The sequence below is a fragment of the Cohnella panacarvi Gsoil 349 genome (assembly GCF_000515335.1).
Classification (GTDB): Bacteria; Bacillota; Bacilli; order Paenibacillales; family Paenibacillaceae; genus Cohnella; species Cohnella panacarvi.
Window position 1 is genome coordinate 3,523,066 of record NZ_KI911563.1, and the last position, 14,561, is coordinate 3,537,626.

Genomic DNA, 14,561 nt, shown 5'->3' on the forward strand with positions numbered 1-14,561 from the left:
GCTTGCTCCTTGCTAGACGTCAACAACTTTGAGTTCATGAAGATCGGTCTCGCTTCCCCGGACAAAATCCGGTCTTGGTCGAGAGGCGAAGTCAAGAAGCCGGAAACGATCAACTACCGTACGTTGAAGCCGGAGAAGGAAGGCTTGTTCTGCGAGAAGATTTTCGGTCCGACGAAGGACTGGGAATGTCATTGCGGTAAATATAAGCGCGTTCGCTATAAAGGCGTCGTGTGCGATCGCTGCGGCGTCGAAGTTACGCGCGCCAAAGTTCGCCGCGAACGGATGGGCCATATCGAATTGGCTGCGCCCGTATCGCACATTTGGTACTTCAAAGGAATTCCTAGCCGGATGGGTCTTGCGCTCGATATGTCTCCGCGCTCCCTCGAAGAGATCATTTACTTCGCTTCGTACGTCGTAACGGATCCGGGAGATACGCCGCTGGAGAAGAAGCAGCTGCTCTCCGAGAAGGAATACCGCAGCTACCGCGAGAAGTACGGCTATGCGTTCTCCGCGGGCATGGGCGCCGAAGCCGTTAAGAAGCTTCTGCAAGATATCGATCTCGATCGCGAACTCGAACAGCTGAAGGAAGAGCTGCGCACGGCTCAAGGCCAACGCCGCAACCGCGCGATTAAGCGCCTTGAAGTCGTCGAATCGTTCCGCAACTCCGGAAACTTGCCGGATTGGATGATTCTCGACGTGCTTCCGGTTATTCCTCCGGAGCTTCGTCCGATGGTTCAGCTCGACGGCGGCCGCTTTGCGACTTCCGACTTGAACGATCTGTACCGCCGCGTCATCAACCGCAATAACCGCCTCAAGCGTCTTCTGGACCTTGGCGCTCCTGACATTATCGTTCAGAACGAGAAACGCATGCTGCAAGAAGCGGTGGACGCCCTGATCGACAACGGCCGCCGCGGCCGTCCGGTTACGGGGCCGGGCAACCGACCGCTTAAATCTCTCAGCCACATGCTGAAAGGCAAGCAAGGCCGTTTCCGTCAAAACTTGCTCGGTAAGCGCGTCGACTACTCCGGACGTTCCGTTATCGTCGTAGGCCCAAGCCTCAGGATGTATCAATGCGGCTTGCCTAAAGAGATGGCGCTGGAGCTGTTCAAGCCTTTCGTCATGAAAGAGCTCGTGCTTAAAGGACTTGCCCACAACATTAAGAGCGCGAAGCGCAAAGTCGAACGCGTCAGCCCGGAAGTGTGGGACGTTCTCGAGGAAGTCATCAAAGAACATCCGGTTCTGCTGAACCGCGCCCCTACGCTTCACAGACTCGGTATCCAAGCGTTCGAACCGATTCTCGTCGAAGGTCGCGCCATCAAGCTTCACCCGCTCGTCTGTACGGCATATAACGCCGACTTCGACGGCGACCAGATGGCCGTTCACGTGCCGTTGTCGGCCGAAGCGCAGGCGGAAGCACGCCTGCTCATGCTTGCCGCGGGCAACATCTTGAACCCTAAAGACGGCAAACCGGTCGTTACGCCTTCTCAGGATATGGTTCTTGGCTGTTACTATCTGACGATGGATAACAAGGAAGCATACGGTACGGGCCTTAGAGTCGCGAACGTGAACGAAGCGGTTTCTGCTTACCACCGCAATGCCGGCATCAGCTTGCATTCCCGCGTCGTTATTCCGGTTAAAGAACTCAAGAAGAAGTCTTTCACGGAGAAGCAACAAGATGCGTTGCTCGTTACGACGATCGGCAAAATCATTTTCAACGAAATTTTCCCGGATACGTTCCCGTACATCAACGAGGCGACGAAGACGAATCTCGTGAACGGCACGCCGGAGAAGTATTTCATCTACGACAAAGGCGCGGACATCGATAAGATCATCGAAGAAGTTCCGACCGCCGGCGCCGTAGGCAAAGAATATCTCGGACAAATCATCGGCGAGTGCTTCCGTATTTACCATACGACGAAGACTTCGATGATTCTCGATAACATCAAGCAGCTCGGCTTCACGTACTCGACGCGGGCAGGCATCACGGTTGCCGTCGCGGACGTAGTCGTGCCGCAAGAAAAGCAAGAGATCCTCGGTCAATCCGAAGAGCGCGTTAAAGTCGTCACGACCCAATACCGCCGCGGCTTGATCACGGATGAAGAGCGCCGCGACCGAGTTATCGAAATTTGGAGCAAAGCGAAGGACGAAATCACGGATATTCTGATGAAGTCCATGGACCGCTACAACTCGATCATGCTCATGGTCGACTCCAAAGCGCGCGGTAACAAATCGCAGATTACGCAGCTCGGCGGCATGCGCGGCCTGATGGCGAACCCGTCCGGCCGGATCATCGAGTTGCCGATCAAATCGAACTTCCGCGAAGGCCTGACGGTACTCGAGTACTTCATCTCGACGCACGGCGCGCGTAAAGGTCTTGCCGATACGGCGCTTCGTACCGCCGACTCGGGTTACTTGACCCGTCGTCTCGTCGACGTCGCCCAAGACGTTATCGTTCGCGAGGACGATTGCGGCACGGACAAAGGAATCGTCGTATCTCGAATCGAAGACGGCAAAGAGGTCATCGAGGATCTGTTCGACCGTATCGAAGGCCGCTACGCTTTCGAAACGATCCGACATCCGGAAACCAAGGAAATTATCGTTGCACGCAACGAGCTTATCGATACGCCGAAAGCGGAAGCGATCATTGGCGCCGACATCAAGAAAGTGCCTATCCGTTCCGTACTCAGCTGCCGCGCCCGCCATGGCGTATGCAAGCTCTGCTACGGCCGGAACTTGGCAACGGGCAAGAAAGTCGAGATCGGCGAAGCGGTCGGCATCATTGCCGCGCAATCGATCGGCGAGCCGGGAACGCAGCTCACGATGCGTACGTTCCATACCGGGGGCGTTGCGGGGGACGATATCACGCAAGGTTTGCCGCGTATCCAAGAGCTGTTCGAAGCTCGTAATCCGAAAGGCCAAGCGATCATCTCCGAGATGGACGGCGTTGTCAAAGAAATTCGCGAAACGAAAGATCGTCGCGAGATCGAAATTCAAGGTACTGCCGAATCCAAAGTTTACCCTGTCAGCTACGGTTCGCGCATTCGCGTCGTCCAAGGCCAGCAAGTAGAAGCCGGCGACGAGCTCACCGACGGTTCGATCGATCCGAAGGAAATGCTGAGAATCAAAGGCATCCGCGGCGTTCAGAACTATATTTTGCAAGAAGTTCAGCGTGTATATCGGAACCAAGGGGTAGAAATCAACGATAAGCACGTCGAGGTTATGATCAAGCAGATGCTGCGTAAAATCAAAATCGTTGACCCTGGAGACACGATCCTTCTTCCGGGCGCATTCGTGGACATCCACGAGTACGAAGCGGCTAACCGCGACGCCATTCTGGCCGATAAGGAACCGGCGGTAGCCCGTCCGGTCCTGCTCGGGATTACGAAAGCATCGCTCGAGACGGATTCGTTCCTCTCGGCCGCATCCTTCCAAGAGACGACTCGCGTGCTTACGGACGCTGCCATCAAAGGCAAAGTCGACCGCTTGCTCGGTCTTAAGGAGAACGTCATTATCGGTAAGCTCATTCCTGCAGGTACAGGAATGGCCCGCTACCGCAACATCCGCGTCGTCTCGCCGTTCGACGAGCCGACGGACGAAGCGGCAACGGAGCTTGAGCCGGTTGGCGTAGAGTAATCCATTCCGGAAAGCGGGTACCCTCGAGGTATCCGCTTTTTTTTGCTAGACAGGCGATAATGATGGGGGCGTAGTCTATGGATTCGTACTTATTGCGCTTGCGCGACGTATCCAAAGAGATAGCGGGACAATACGTGCTGAACGATCTTATGCTCGAGATCAAGCCTGGCCGAGCGGTGGCGATCGTAGGAGCTAACGGTTCCGGCAAAAGCACGCTTCTTAAGATATTAAGCGGTCTAGGAAAATTTGATAAAGGTCAGCGGATCGTCGAATCGAGCGAAGGCCGCTTGTCGATCGGTTACGTGCCGGAACGATTCCCTAAATTAAACTTTAATGCCGTCGATTATTTACGTAGTATGGGGAAGATGCAAGGTATCCCGGGCGACAAGCTCTCGGCGAGAATAGAAGAGTTGGTGACTCGATTCGGACTTGATCCCGCCGATCGCAGAACGATGAAGCGATATTCCAAAGGAATGCTTCAGAAAGTGAATCTTATACAGGGGATGCTAGCCGCTCCGGAGTTATTATTGCTCGATGAGCCGTTCTCCGGACTCGATCATAACGCCCAAGAAGAACTCGTGGCCGCGCTCAATGCGATCAAGCGGCAAGGTCAAGCGATCGTGATGACGACTCACGAGCCGTCGTTCGTCGAACGGGTTGCCGATCGGACGCTGCGGCTTCGGGACGGCCGACTAAGCGTGGCGGATGATCGATCGGCGCAAGAGCCGCTCAAGAGACTGGAATTCGAACTTCACGATCCGTCTGCTTTACAGTCGAACGCGGTGAGCCGGTTTCAGCGGCAAGGAAGTTCGTGCGTCGCGTGGGTGGAGCGTAAGCATTCCGATAGCGTCATCCGCGCCATTCTCGAAGCAGGCGGTTCGATTGCGTACGTCGGGGACGAGAGGACGGGTAACGTATCATGATGGCCGCCTTGTCGTATTTATTCCGTTATTATGTTCGTTCCTACAGATATGTCGCTCCGCTCATCGTGTATATGACCGTTATTATTTTCATCTATGGCGTCGTTCCGAATCCGGTGCTCTCCAGCTATGGCCTTACGTCGACCGTGCTATTCCTGGTCATGGCGTGGCTTTGTTTCGCCTACATAGATGTTGAAGACCGCACCCAACAAACGATAACCGTACTTCACTTGGGCAGCACGACCAAATACTATATGGCGAAAATGGCTGTTATTGCGCTTATCGGAACGATCTTGGCACTATGCACGGCAGTCTATCCCGTCGTATTCGGCAAATTTTCGGCGCAGCCTACGGCAGAGCAGTTCATCGTCGGTCTCGTCAGCCATGTATTGCTTTCATATCTCGGTATTGCGATCTCGGCGATCTTTACGTCCAAGCTGATTCTTAAGCTTAACTATTCGATTCTTGGCCTTTTCCTCGTCCTATCGATATCGCTCGCAGGCTCGGGAATAACGGAACGATTACCGGATCAATTCGCTTTCGTAACCTGGCTGATCCCTCCGTCTTATCGCGTTATGGCGATGCTCAATGAGGATGCCGACATCGACGCGCAAGAAGCGCTAATGACTTTCGCGGCCGTATTCGTCTACGTAATGGCGCTGCAAATCATGTTCCTCCGATGGATGAAAAAGAGATTGTTCTGAGCGTAAGATCATTCCTTGACATAGGCAAAGTGAAGTGATAATATGTTCTAGTGTGTGCCGGACGTGTGCCTTTCTGTGGCCGCCGATCGGCATGGACTAAGCGCATAGGCATTGAAGCCGGCGCAGCAATGGCTGCGATCGTTGAGGATAAGGTTGTTGGGTTTGGCTCGGATTCGTCTCGATAGGTGCAAATCTTGAAGGAGGAAGTCCGGTCGAGCCCTTTCTCGTCTCTCAAAATGAACCGCCTGGGTCTGTGGACTACGCAAACGGCGAAGCGGTCGTGTCGTCTTCATTACTTTTTATCATGCATGTATCATCGGAAGGGGGTGGCAACATGCCAACAATTAACCAGCTCGTACGTAAAGGTCGTCAACCGAAGGTCGTCAAATCGAAATCCCCTGCACTGCAAAAAGGCTTCAACGCCCTGAAGCGTGAGGAAACGGATTTGAGCGCGCCACAAAAACGCGGTGTTTGCACTCGCGTAGGCACGATGACGCCTAAGAAACCGAACTCTGCACTTCGTAAATACGCGCGCGTACGTCTAACGAACCGTGTCGAGGTGACAGCGTACATCCCAGGTATCGGTCATAACTTGCAAGAGCACAGCGTCGTTCTGATTCGCGGTGGTCGGGTAAAAGACCTTCCAGGGGTTCGTTATCACATCGTTCGCGGCGCATTGGACACTGCAGGCGTTAACAACCGTATGCAGGCTCGTTCCAAATACGGCACGAAGAGACCTAAAGCCAAGAAATCCTAATATGCCGGCAGGCGATTTAATCGCTTGATCCGCGCATAATGAACACAAGCAAGGAGAAAGGAGGAATTTTTCGATGCCACGTAAAGGACCAGTAACGAAACGGGACGTGCTCCCGGATCCGATATATAACAGCAAGCTCGTTACGCGCCTTATCAACCGCATTATGATCGACGGTAAGAGAGGCGTTGCTTCGCAACTTCTGTATGATGCATTCAACTTGATTAAAGAGCGTTCGGGTAAAGATCCAATGGAGGTCTTCGAAGCCGCTATCAAGAACATCATGCCAGTGCTTGAGGTTAAAGCTCGTCGCGTCGGTGGTGCGAACTACCAAGTGCCGATCGAGGTTAAGCCTGAGCGCCGTACGTCCCTCGGACTGCGTTGGCTCGTCAACTACTCCCGCAACCGCGGCGAGAAGACGATGGAAGAACGTTTGGCGGCTGAAATCCTGGATGCTTCCAACAACACGGGAGCTGCAGTGAAGAAGCGCGAGGATACGCACAAGATGGCGGAAGCGAACAGAGCGTTCGCTCACTACCGCTGGTAGGATTTGCTTAAGCAAGTCATATGAAGGGAGTAACACCGCATGCCAAGAGAGTTCTCCTTGCAGAATACGCGCAACATCGGCATTATGGCGCATATTGATGCGGGTAAAACCACGACGACAGAACGGATCTTGTTCTATACGGGTCGTACCCACAAAATCGGCGAAGTGCACGAAGGCGCTGCGACGATGGACTGGATGGAACAAGAACAAGAGCGCGGCATCACGATTACGTCTGCCGCTACGACTGCTCAGTGGAAGAACCATCGCATCAATATTATCGACACTCCGGGTCACGTTGACTTTACGGTAGAGGTCGAGCGCTCTCTGCGCGTATTGGACGGAGCAGTAGGCGTGTTCAGTGCCAAAGAAGGCGTTGAGCCGCAATCCGAGACGGTATGGCGCCAAGCTGACCGTTACGGCGTCCCACGTATCGCTTACGTTAACAAAATGGACATCATCGGCGCAGACTACCTGAACGTCGTTAAAGACATGAAGGAACGTCTTGGCGCCAATGCTGTCGCCATCCAACTGCCGATCGGCGCAGAGAACCACTTCTTAGGTATGATCGACCTCGTTGAGATGGTCGCTTATAAATACCAAGACGATCTCGGCAAAGATCCGGTAACGGAAGAAATTCCTGCCGATCTGAAAGATCAGGCGGAAGCGCTTCGCGCGGATCTGGTCGAGAAAGTCGCTGAACTCGACGAAGAGCTCATGATGAAGTATCTGGAAGGCGAAGAAATCAGCATTCCGGAGCTGAAGGCAGCTCTCCGTAAAGGCGTCTGCGAAGTGAAGATCTTCCCAGTCGTATGCGGCTCTTCTTACCGCAACAAAGGCGTTCAGCCGATGTTGGACGCGGTCGTAGCTTACCTCCCGGCGCCTACGGATGTTCCTGACATCAAAGGTCACCTGGAAGACGGTACGGAAACGGTTCGCAAATCGGATGACAACCAACCGTTCGCGGCGTTGGCATTCAAAATCATGACGGACCCGTTCGTCGGCAAGCTGACGTTCTTCCGCGTATACTCCGGTGTATTGACTTCCGGATCCTACGTCGTGAATGCAACGAAAGGCAAACGCGAGCGGATCGGACGTATTCTTCAGATGCACGCGAACAGCCGTCAAGAAATCAGCGAAGTTTACGCAGGCGATATCGCCGCAGCCGTAGGCCTCAAAGATACGACGACCGGCGATACGCTGTGCGACGAGAAGAATCCGGTCATCCTCGAATCCATGAACTTCGCCGAGCCTGTTATCCAGCTTGCTGTCGAGCCTAAGACGAAGGCCGACCAAGACAAGATGGGTATCGCTCTTCAGAAGCTCACGGAGGAAGATCCGACTTTCCGTGCCCACACGGACGAAGAAACGGGACAAACGATCATCTCCGGGATGGGCGAGCTCCACTTGGAAATCATGGTCGACCGTATGCTTCGCGAATTCAAAGTCGAGACGAACGTCGGTAAACCGCAAGTTGCTTACCGCGAAACGTTCACGCTTGCTGCTAAGGTCGAAGGCAAGTTCGTTCGTCAGTCCGGCGGCCGTGGTCAATATGGCCATTGTTGGGTTGAGTTCGAACCGCAAGAAGCCGGTACAGGCTTCATCTTCGAAAGCAAAGTCGTCGGCGGAGCGATTCCGAAAGAGTACATTGCTCCTATCGGCGCAGGTATCGAAGAATCGATGAAGAACGGCGTCTTGGCGGGCTTCCCGCTCGTAGACGTCAAAGCTACCGTATTCGACGGATCTTACCATGACGTCGACTCTAACGAGATGGCGTTCAAAATCGCAGGTTCCATGGCGCTTAAAGCTGCTAAGGATAAATGTAAGCCGATTTTGCTCGAGCCGATCATGAAAGTCGAAGTTACGGTGCCGGAAGAATATTTCGGCGACGTAATGGGCATGCTGAGCTCCCGCCGTGGACGCATCGAAGGTTCCGACATGCGTTTCGGCGCGCAGATCATTCGTGCGAAAGTGCCGCTTTCCGAGATGTTCGGATATTCCACGACGCTACGTTCCGGTACGCAAGGCCGCGGCGTGTTCTCGATGGAACTGTCCCACTACGAAGAGGTGCCTAAGAACATCTCCGAAGAGATCATCTCGAAGCACAAAGGCAAAGAATAAGCATTGTTGGAAGTGGACGGGTAAGAGGGACGCCGCATAAGCGCTCCTCCCCGCCAAATAATATAATTCTTTTCCTTATTAAGGAGGAACTGACCAATGGCAAAAGCTAAGTTTGAACGTACAAAACCACACGTTAACATCGGTACGATCGGTCACGTTGACCACGGTAAAACGACGACTACTGCTGCAATCACGACGGTGTTGAACAAAAAATACGGCAGCGGCGCTGCTGTAGCGTTCGACCAAATCGACAAAGCTCCAGAAGAGCGCGAGCGCGGCATCACGATCTCCACGGCTCACGTTGAGTACGAGACGCCTAACCGTCACTATGCTCACGTTGACTGCCCTGGACACGCCGACTACGTTAAGAACATGATCACCGGTGCTGCTCAGATGGACGGCGCAATCCTCGTCGTTTCCGCTGCTGACGGCCCAATGCCGCAAACGCGCGAGCACATCCTGCTCTCCCGCCAAGTAGGCGTACCTTACATCGTCGTATTCTTGAACAAATGCGACATGGTTGAAGACGAAGAGTTGCTTGAGCTTGTTGAGATGGAAGTTCGCGACCTTCTGAGCGAGTACGAGTTCCCGGGCGATGACACTCCAATCATCCGCGGCGCTGCTCGTGAAGCTCTTGCTAACCCAGACGGCCCTTGGGCTGACAAAATCATCGAGCTGTTCGACGCAATCGACAGCTACATCCCAACGCCTGAGCGCGCGACTGACAAGCCTTTCTTGATGCCAGTCGAGGACGTGTTCACGATCACGGGCCGCGGTACGGTTGCTACGGGTCGCGTTGAGCGCGGTATCGTTAAAGTAGGCGACGAGGTTGAAATCGTTGGTCTGCACGAAGAAACTCGCAAAACGGTTGTTACAGGCGTTGAAATGTTCCGCAAATTGCTCGACCAAGCGCAAGCTGGCGACAACATCGGCGCATTGCTTCGCGGCGTAGACCGTAAAGATATCGAGCGCGGACAAGTTTTGGCTAAGACGGGTTCCGTTAAGCCGCACACGGAGTTCACGGCTCAAATCTACGTTCTGACTTCCGCTGAGGGCGGCCGTCATAAGCCTTTCTTCACGGGCTACCGTCCGCAGTTCTACTTCCGTACGACTGACGTTACGGGCATCATCAACCTGCCAGAAGGTACGGAGATGGTTATGCCAGGCGATAACATCACGGTTACGGTTCAACTGATCTCCCCAATCGCTATCGAAGACGGCACTCGCTTCGCTATCCGCGAAGGCGGCCGTACGGTAGGCGCTGGCGCAGTTGCTTCCATCCAAAAGTAATCGCAGTACAATAAGAAAAGCCCTCTGGCGACAGAGGGCTTTTCTTATTGTACTATTGTATTTTTTTCGCGGAAGGAACGGCTGTAAACAAGCTCGTGGTGATCCCGCCGGCGCTTACGGTAGCGACGGATAGGAAGAACGTATCTGCGCTGAACAAAAGACCGCCGATGCTAACGATGATCGCATCCAATATCCACAGAATGATTCCGACGTTCATTCGCTTTTCGTCCGTAATCAGTTTCGCCAGAAGATCCAATCCGCCGGTGCTCGTATCGTAACGAAGCAAGGTGCCGAATCCGACGCCGATCAGTAATCCTCCGATGACGGAACTCGTGAATGGGTTCATTCGGAATTCGTATCTGAAGTGATACATATAAGGTTCAAGGATATCGATGAAGTAGGAGAGGAAGAGCATCCCGTAGAGACTGTAGAACACGATCGTCCTATCCTTGAACCATGCATAGACGAATACGGGAATGCTGCACAAGAAAAGGAAAAGTCCGACTCTGACTTCAAACAAGTAGTTGGCGATCAACGCAATTCCGATTATTCCGCCGTCCAGTACTTTGATCGGCATGAGGAAGAAGTCGATTCCAGCGGCGATTAGCAAGCAACCAATGACAATAGCGAATAGCTTCGGGAACGAGAGCAATGCCGATCAACCCTTTCGGTCAGCCTGTCTTATCTATATGGCGGACGCGAAGCGCTGATGTGCGACGGGTCGATATTTTTATCCGCGTTCAATGAATCCCGCGATTCGGCCGATCGTAGGGATCCAGATAAAGCTTGTTCTGGGAGTCGACTTGCGCAAGGAAGATGTGTTCGGGCGAAGTGCCTAATTGTTTAAGCTTGGCGTTCAACCAATTCTCGTTCAATCCGACCTTCTTGAGCGAATCGGCCAACACTTGACCGTCCATGATGACTGTCATCGGGGCGGACTCCGGCTTGACGGCTAAGCCGATGTCCTTGGGCGTCAGAGGCTGATGCTCCTTCTTCAATAGCACGTTAAGTTCCCCGCTCGTATCGAGAATCGCGAACTCCACCGTATCGATATTGAATACGTTGTTCCTCCTCAGCATCTCGAGCAGCTCGTCCGACGTCGTGCGCTCCTTACGCAAATTTTTCTCGAGAATTTTGCCGTTCTTAATGAGTACGGTAGCTTTACCGTCGAAGAAATCGCGCCCGCGTTTGCTCTTGAGCTGGATCCATTCGATGGCAAGCGAGAAGGCGACCCACACGATGATGGCGGCTAGACCGAGCGTCCAATGGTTATCGGTGTCCAAGGACAAATACGCGGCCAAGTTGCCGATCGATAATCCCGTAATGTATTCGAACGTAGATAGCTGCGAGACTTGCCGCTTGCCGAGCAGGCGCGTCAACAAGAATAAAACGATCACGGCCATAGTAGTCCGCAAAGTAACCTGCAACAATTCCGACATGATGTTCTCTCCCTCCGCGGTATATCGTAAGGTTAACCTCGTTTGCGTTTCTTCATTAAAAGAAGTGTTTGCCAAAGCTCTTAGAGAGGTCATATATGCGTTGAGCATCAAAGATTGGCGGAGTAAACAAGCAATGAAAACATGCATAAATTTTTGTTGCAATCACTTAGGCGAATCGCTATAATAGTGAATGTTGGTCTGTGACTGTGCGTCGATGTGAGAGGTTGCCGACACACCCGGCCCCTTTGCCATAGAGTGGGAAACGGGATGTGACGGGTTATTCTCACGGAGTATGTCCGATTCCAAAATTGGGCGAATAAGGAGGGAATTATATGGCTAAGCAAAAAATCCGTATCCGTTTGAAAGCCTACGATCATCGTATCCTCGATCAATCCGCGGAGAAAATCGTAGAAACGGCAAAACGTACTGGTGCAGGTGTCTCCGGGCCGATTCCGTTGCCAACCGAGAAGCAAATCATTACGATTCTGCGCGCGGTGCACAAGTACAAGGATTCGCGTGAGCAGTTCGAAATGCGTACGCACAAGCGTTTGATTGATATCGTCAATCCTACGCCGCAAACGGTCGACGCTCTGATGCGTCTCGATCTGCCATCCGGCGTCGATATCGAAATCAAGCTTTAATAAAGAGATCAACAACCATAACTAGATCCATGAAGGAAAAGAGGTGTCAACATGCCAGGAATCTTGGGACGTAAACTCGGAATGACTCAAATCTTCGCGGCAGACGGTAGCGTCGTGCCTGTAACGGTTATTGAAGCGACTCCGAACGTTGTTCTCCAGAAGAAAGACGCGGGTAACGACGGATACGAAGCAATCCAGCTCGGCTTCGCGGACAAACGCGAGAAGCTAGCGACTAAACCAGCCATCGGCCATGCTAAAAAAGCAGGCACGGCGCCCAAGCGCTTCATTCGCGAAATCAGCGGTTCGTCCGACCTTGAAGTCGGTGCGGAAGTTAAAGTTGACGTATTCGCAGAAGGCGCTTTTGTTGACGTAACGGGTATTTCCAAAGGTAAAGGTACTGCCGGCGCGATCAAGCGTTGGGGCTTCCAACGCGGCAAGATGACGCACGGTTCCAAGTACCACCGCGGTAACGGTTCACTCGCGACGATTCGTGACGCTAACCGCGTACCTAAAGGCAAGAAAATGCACGGCCGTATGGGCAGCGAAACGATCACGGTTCAGAACCTCGAAGTCGTTAAAGTCGATGTAGAGCGCAACGTGCTTCTGATCAAAGGCTCCGTACCGGGCGCGCGCAACAGCTATCTCAAAATCCGCTCTTCGGTGAAGAAATAATTCACAACGATTTAGAAAGGAGGACCACTCATGCCTAAAGTATCTGTATACAACGTAGAGGGCAAAACGGTTGGCGAACTGGAATTGGCGGAAGCTATTTTCGGATTGCAGCCTAACACCCACGTTATGCACAGTGCGGTGTTGCTTCAACAAGCTTCGCTTCGCGCGGGAACTCACGACGTCAAAGGACGTTCCGAAGTTAGAGGCGGCGGACGCAAGCCTTGGAAACAAAAAGGAACCGGCCGTGCTCGTCAAGGCTCCATTCGTTCGCCGCAATGGAAAGGCGGCGGTATCGTCTTCGGACCTACGCCACGCAGCTACGGTTTCAAACTGCCTCGTAAAGTTCGCCGTTTGGCGATTAAATCGGCTTTGTCCAGCAAAGTCATTGAGAACCAAATCATCGTTCTGGATCAACTGAGCTTGTCCGCTCCTAAGACGAAGGACTTCGCGAAGATCCTGAACAACCTCAAAGTCGCGCGCAAAGCGCTGGTCGTTACCGCTGACTTTGATAACAATGTGGCCCTGTCCGCACGCAACATCCCTGGCGTCAAATTCGTCGCTGCAGAGGGAATCAACGTGCTTGACGTCCTGAAACATGATCAACTGATCATCACGAAGGATGCGGTCGCTAAAGTTGAGGAGGTGTTCGCGTAATGAAGAACCCCCGCGATGTGATCAAGCGTCCGGTAATTACCGAGCGCACGAGCGAGTTCATCGAACAACAGAAATACGTGTTCGAAGTCGACCTCAAAGCGAACAAGACGGAAATCAAGCAAGCGATCGAAGCGATCTTCAAAGTTAAGGTCGTTAACGTTAACACGCTGCGCGTTCCTGCTAAGCCTAAGCGCTACGGCAGACACAGCGGATATACTTCCGAATGGAAGAAAGCGTTCGTGACGCTGTCCGCAGATAGCAAACCACTCGAGTTCTTCGAGGCTTCGGTTTAATCAGTCTCTAAAGTAAGGAGGGAAACCAAGTGCCAGTTAAAAAGTTTAATCCGACAACGCCAAGCCGTCGTCAAATGACGGTGTCGACGTTCGAAGAAATCACGACATCCACGCCGGAGAAATCTTTGCTCGCACCTCTGAGCAAGCGCGCCGGCCGTAACCACCAAGGCAAACTGACGGTTCGCCATCATGGCGGCGGTCATAAGCGCAAATACCGGATCATCGACTTCAAGCGCACGAAGGACGGCATTCCCGGCCGCGTAGCGTCGATCGAGTACGATCCGAACCGTACGTCTTATATCGCTCTGATCAACTATGTTGACGGCGAGAAGGCATACATTATCGCACCTAAAGGCCTGAAAGTCGGAGATACGATCTTCTCCGGACCGGACGCCGACATCAAGATCGGTAACGCTCTTCCTCTGGAGAACATTCCGGTCGGTACGATGATCCACAACATCGAGCTGAAACCAGGCAAAGGCGGCCAATTGGTACGCGCTGCTGGTACGGAAGCTCAATTGCTCGGTAAAGAATCGACTTACGTGACCATTCGTTTGGCATCCGGCGAAATTCGCCGCATACTCAAACAATGCCGCGCAACGATCGGTACCGTAGGTAACCAAGACCATGAGTTGATCAATATCGGTAAAGCGGGACGTAACCGCTGGCTCGGCAAACGCCCAGTCGTTCGCGGCGTCGTCATGAACCCGGTCGATCACCCGCACGGCGGTGGCGAAGGCCGCGCTCCAATCGGCCGCAAATCCCCGCTATCTCCATGGGGCAAGCCTACGCTTGGTTACAAAACTCGCAAGAAGAAAAAAGCATCGAGCCAATACATCGTTCGTCGCCGCAGCAAGTAATTGCTTAGCGGCGTGAACGCACTCGTTGTGAAGGGA

At 53.1% G+C, this 14,561-nt stretch carries 14 protein-coding genes; 12 read left to right on the top strand and 2 right to left on the bottom strand.

Annotated features, from left to right (window positions below):
- Positions 1–9 precede the first annotated feature (9 nt).
- The 7 genes from rpoC to tuf all read left to right on the top strand — a co-directional run bounded on the left by rpoC (position 10) and on the right by tuf (position 9,966).
- Positions 10–3,633, top strand: a complete 3,624-nt coding sequence (rpoC, locus tag COHPA_RS0116880) for a DNA-directed RNA polymerase subunit beta' (RefSeq protein WP_027087341.1) — start codon at positions 10–12, stop codon at positions 3,631–3,633.
- Positions 3,634–3,710: 77 nt separating this feature from the next.
- The gene (locus COHPA_RS23685) at positions 3,711–4,556 is read left to right on the top strand and encodes an ABC transporter ATP-binding protein (protein WP_027087342.1); all 846 of its coding nucleotides are present in this window, start codon (positions 3,711–3,713) and stop codon (positions 4,554–4,556) included.
- The gene (locus COHPA_RS0116890) at positions 4,553–5,257 is read left to right on the top strand and encodes a hypothetical protein (RefSeq protein ID WP_027087343.1); all 705 of its coding nucleotides are present in this window, start codon (positions 4,553–4,555) and stop codon (positions 5,255–5,257) included. The genes COHPA_RS23685 and COHPA_RS0116890 overlap by 4 nt, the downstream gene beginning before the upstream one ends.
- Before the next feature lie 334 nt (positions 5,258–5,591).
- A complete protein-coding gene (gene rpsL / locus COHPA_RS0116895; protein WP_027087344.1) occupies positions 5,592–6,014 on the top strand; it encodes a 30S ribosomal protein S12 in 423 nt (140 codons plus the stop codon).
- Between the two features lie 73 nt (positions 6,015–6,087).
- Positions 6,088–6,558, top strand: coding sequence for a 30S ribosomal protein S7 (gene rpsG / locus COHPA_RS0116900; protein WP_027087345.1), 471 nt, complete (start codon positions 6,088–6,090; stop codon positions 6,556–6,558).
- 39 nt (positions 6,559–6,597) lie between these two features.
- The gene (gene fusA, locus COHPA_RS0116905) at positions 6,598–8,676 is read left to right on the top strand and encodes an elongation factor G (RefSeq protein WP_027087346.1); all 2,079 of its coding nucleotides are present in this window, start codon (positions 6,598–6,600) and stop codon (positions 8,674–8,676) included.
- A 96-nt stretch (positions 8,677–8,772) separates the two neighbouring features.
- A complete protein-coding gene (tuf, locus tag COHPA_RS0116910; protein WP_027087347.1) occupies positions 8,773–9,966 on the top strand; it encodes an elongation factor Tu in 1,194 nt (397 codons plus the stop codon).
- A 52-nt stretch (positions 9,967–10,018) separates the two neighbouring features.
- Here tuf and COHPA_RS0116915 read toward each other — a convergent pair whose 3' ends face one another.
- Both COHPA_RS0116915 and COHPA_RS0116920 read right to left on the bottom strand, forming a co-directional pair.
- Positions 10,019–10,618: a YitT family protein gene (locus COHPA_RS0116915; RefSeq protein WP_027087348.1), complete on the bottom strand. Its 600-nt coding sequence runs from the start codon at positions 10,616–10,618 to the stop codon at positions 10,019–10,021.
- 88 nt (positions 10,619–10,706) lie between these two features.
- Positions 10,707–11,405: a DUF421 domain-containing protein gene (locus COHPA_RS0116920; RefSeq protein ID WP_027087349.1), complete on the bottom strand. Its 699-nt coding sequence runs from the start codon at positions 11,403–11,405 to the stop codon at positions 10,707–10,709.
- Between the two features lie 332 nt (positions 11,406–11,737).
- Between COHPA_RS0116920 and rpsJ the strand changes: the two genes are divergently transcribed.
- The 5 genes from rpsJ to rplB are packed head-to-tail and all read left to right on the top strand — an operon-like array spanning position 11,738 to position 14,525.
- Positions 11,738–12,046 carry a 30S ribosomal protein S10 gene (gene rpsJ, locus COHPA_RS0116925; RefSeq protein ID WP_027087350.1) on the top strand — a complete coding sequence of 103 codons (309 nt, stop codon included), beginning with the start codon at positions 11,738–11,740 and terminating at the stop codon, positions 12,044–12,046.
- Positions 12,047–12,097: 51 nt separating this feature from the next.
- Positions 12,098–12,718: a 50S ribosomal protein L3 gene (gene rplC / locus COHPA_RS0116930; protein WP_027087351.1), complete on the top strand. Its 621-nt coding sequence runs from the start codon at positions 12,098–12,100 to the stop codon at positions 12,716–12,718.
- A 30-nt stretch (positions 12,719–12,748) separates the two neighbouring features.
- Entirely contained in the window at positions 12,749–13,372 is a 624-nt protein-coding gene (gene rplD, locus COHPA_RS0116935; protein WP_027087352.1) for a 50S ribosomal protein L4, read from the top strand.
- Entirely contained in the window at positions 13,372–13,665 is a 294-nt protein-coding gene (rplW, locus tag COHPA_RS0116940; protein WP_027087353.1) for a 50S ribosomal protein L23, read from the top strand. Before rplD ends, rplW begins: the two co-directional genes overlap by 1 nt.
- Before the next feature lie 29 nt (positions 13,666–13,694).
- The gene (rplB, locus tag COHPA_RS0116945) at positions 13,695–14,525 is read left to right on the top strand and encodes a 50S ribosomal protein L2 (protein ID WP_027087354.1); all 831 of its coding nucleotides are present in this window, start codon (positions 13,695–13,697) and stop codon (positions 14,523–14,525) included.
- Positions 14,526–14,561 lie beyond the last annotated feature (36 nt).

Excerpts from the sequence above, each read along its gene's own strand:
- fusA (WP_027087346.1), top strand. The coding sequence starts at position 6,598 with ATGCCAAGAGAGTTCTCCTTGCAGAATACGCGCAACATCGGCATTATG.
- rplW (WP_027087353.1), top strand. The coding sequence starts at position 13,372 with ATGAAGAACCCCCGCGATGTGATCAAGCGTCCGGTAATTACCGAGCGC.
- COHPA_RS0116920 (WP_027087349.1), bottom strand. The coding sequence starts at position 11,405 with ATGTCGGAATTGTTGCAGGTTACTTTGCGGACTACTATGGCCGTGATC.
- rplC (WP_027087351.1), top strand. The coding sequence starts at position 12,098 with ATGCCAGGAATCTTGGGACGTAAACTCGGAATGACTCAAATCTTCGCG.
- COHPA_RS0116890 (WP_027087343.1), top strand. The coding sequence starts at position 4,553 with ATGATGGCCGCCTTGTCGTATTTATTCCGTTATTATGTTCGTTCCTAC.
- rplD (WP_027087352.1), top strand. The coding sequence starts at position 12,749 with ATGCCTAAAGTATCTGTATACAACGTAGAGGGCAAAACGGTTGGCGAA.
- rpsG (WP_027087345.1), top strand. The coding sequence starts at position 6,088 with ATGCCACGTAAAGGACCAGTAACGAAACGGGACGTGCTCCCGGATCCG.
- tuf (WP_027087347.1), top strand. The coding sequence starts at position 8,773 with ATGGCAAAAGCTAAGTTTGAACGTACAAAACCACACGTTAACATCGGT.
- rpsJ (WP_027087350.1), top strand. The coding sequence starts at position 11,738 with ATGGCTAAGCAAAAAATCCGTATCCGTTTGAAAGCCTACGATCATCGT.
- rpsL (WP_027087344.1), top strand. The coding sequence starts at position 5,592 with ATGCCAACAATTAACCAGCTCGTACGTAAAGGTCGTCAACCGAAGGTC.
- COHPA_RS23685 (WP_027087342.1), top strand. The coding sequence starts at position 3,711 with ATGGATTCGTACTTATTGCGCTTGCGCGACGTATCCAAAGAGATAGCG.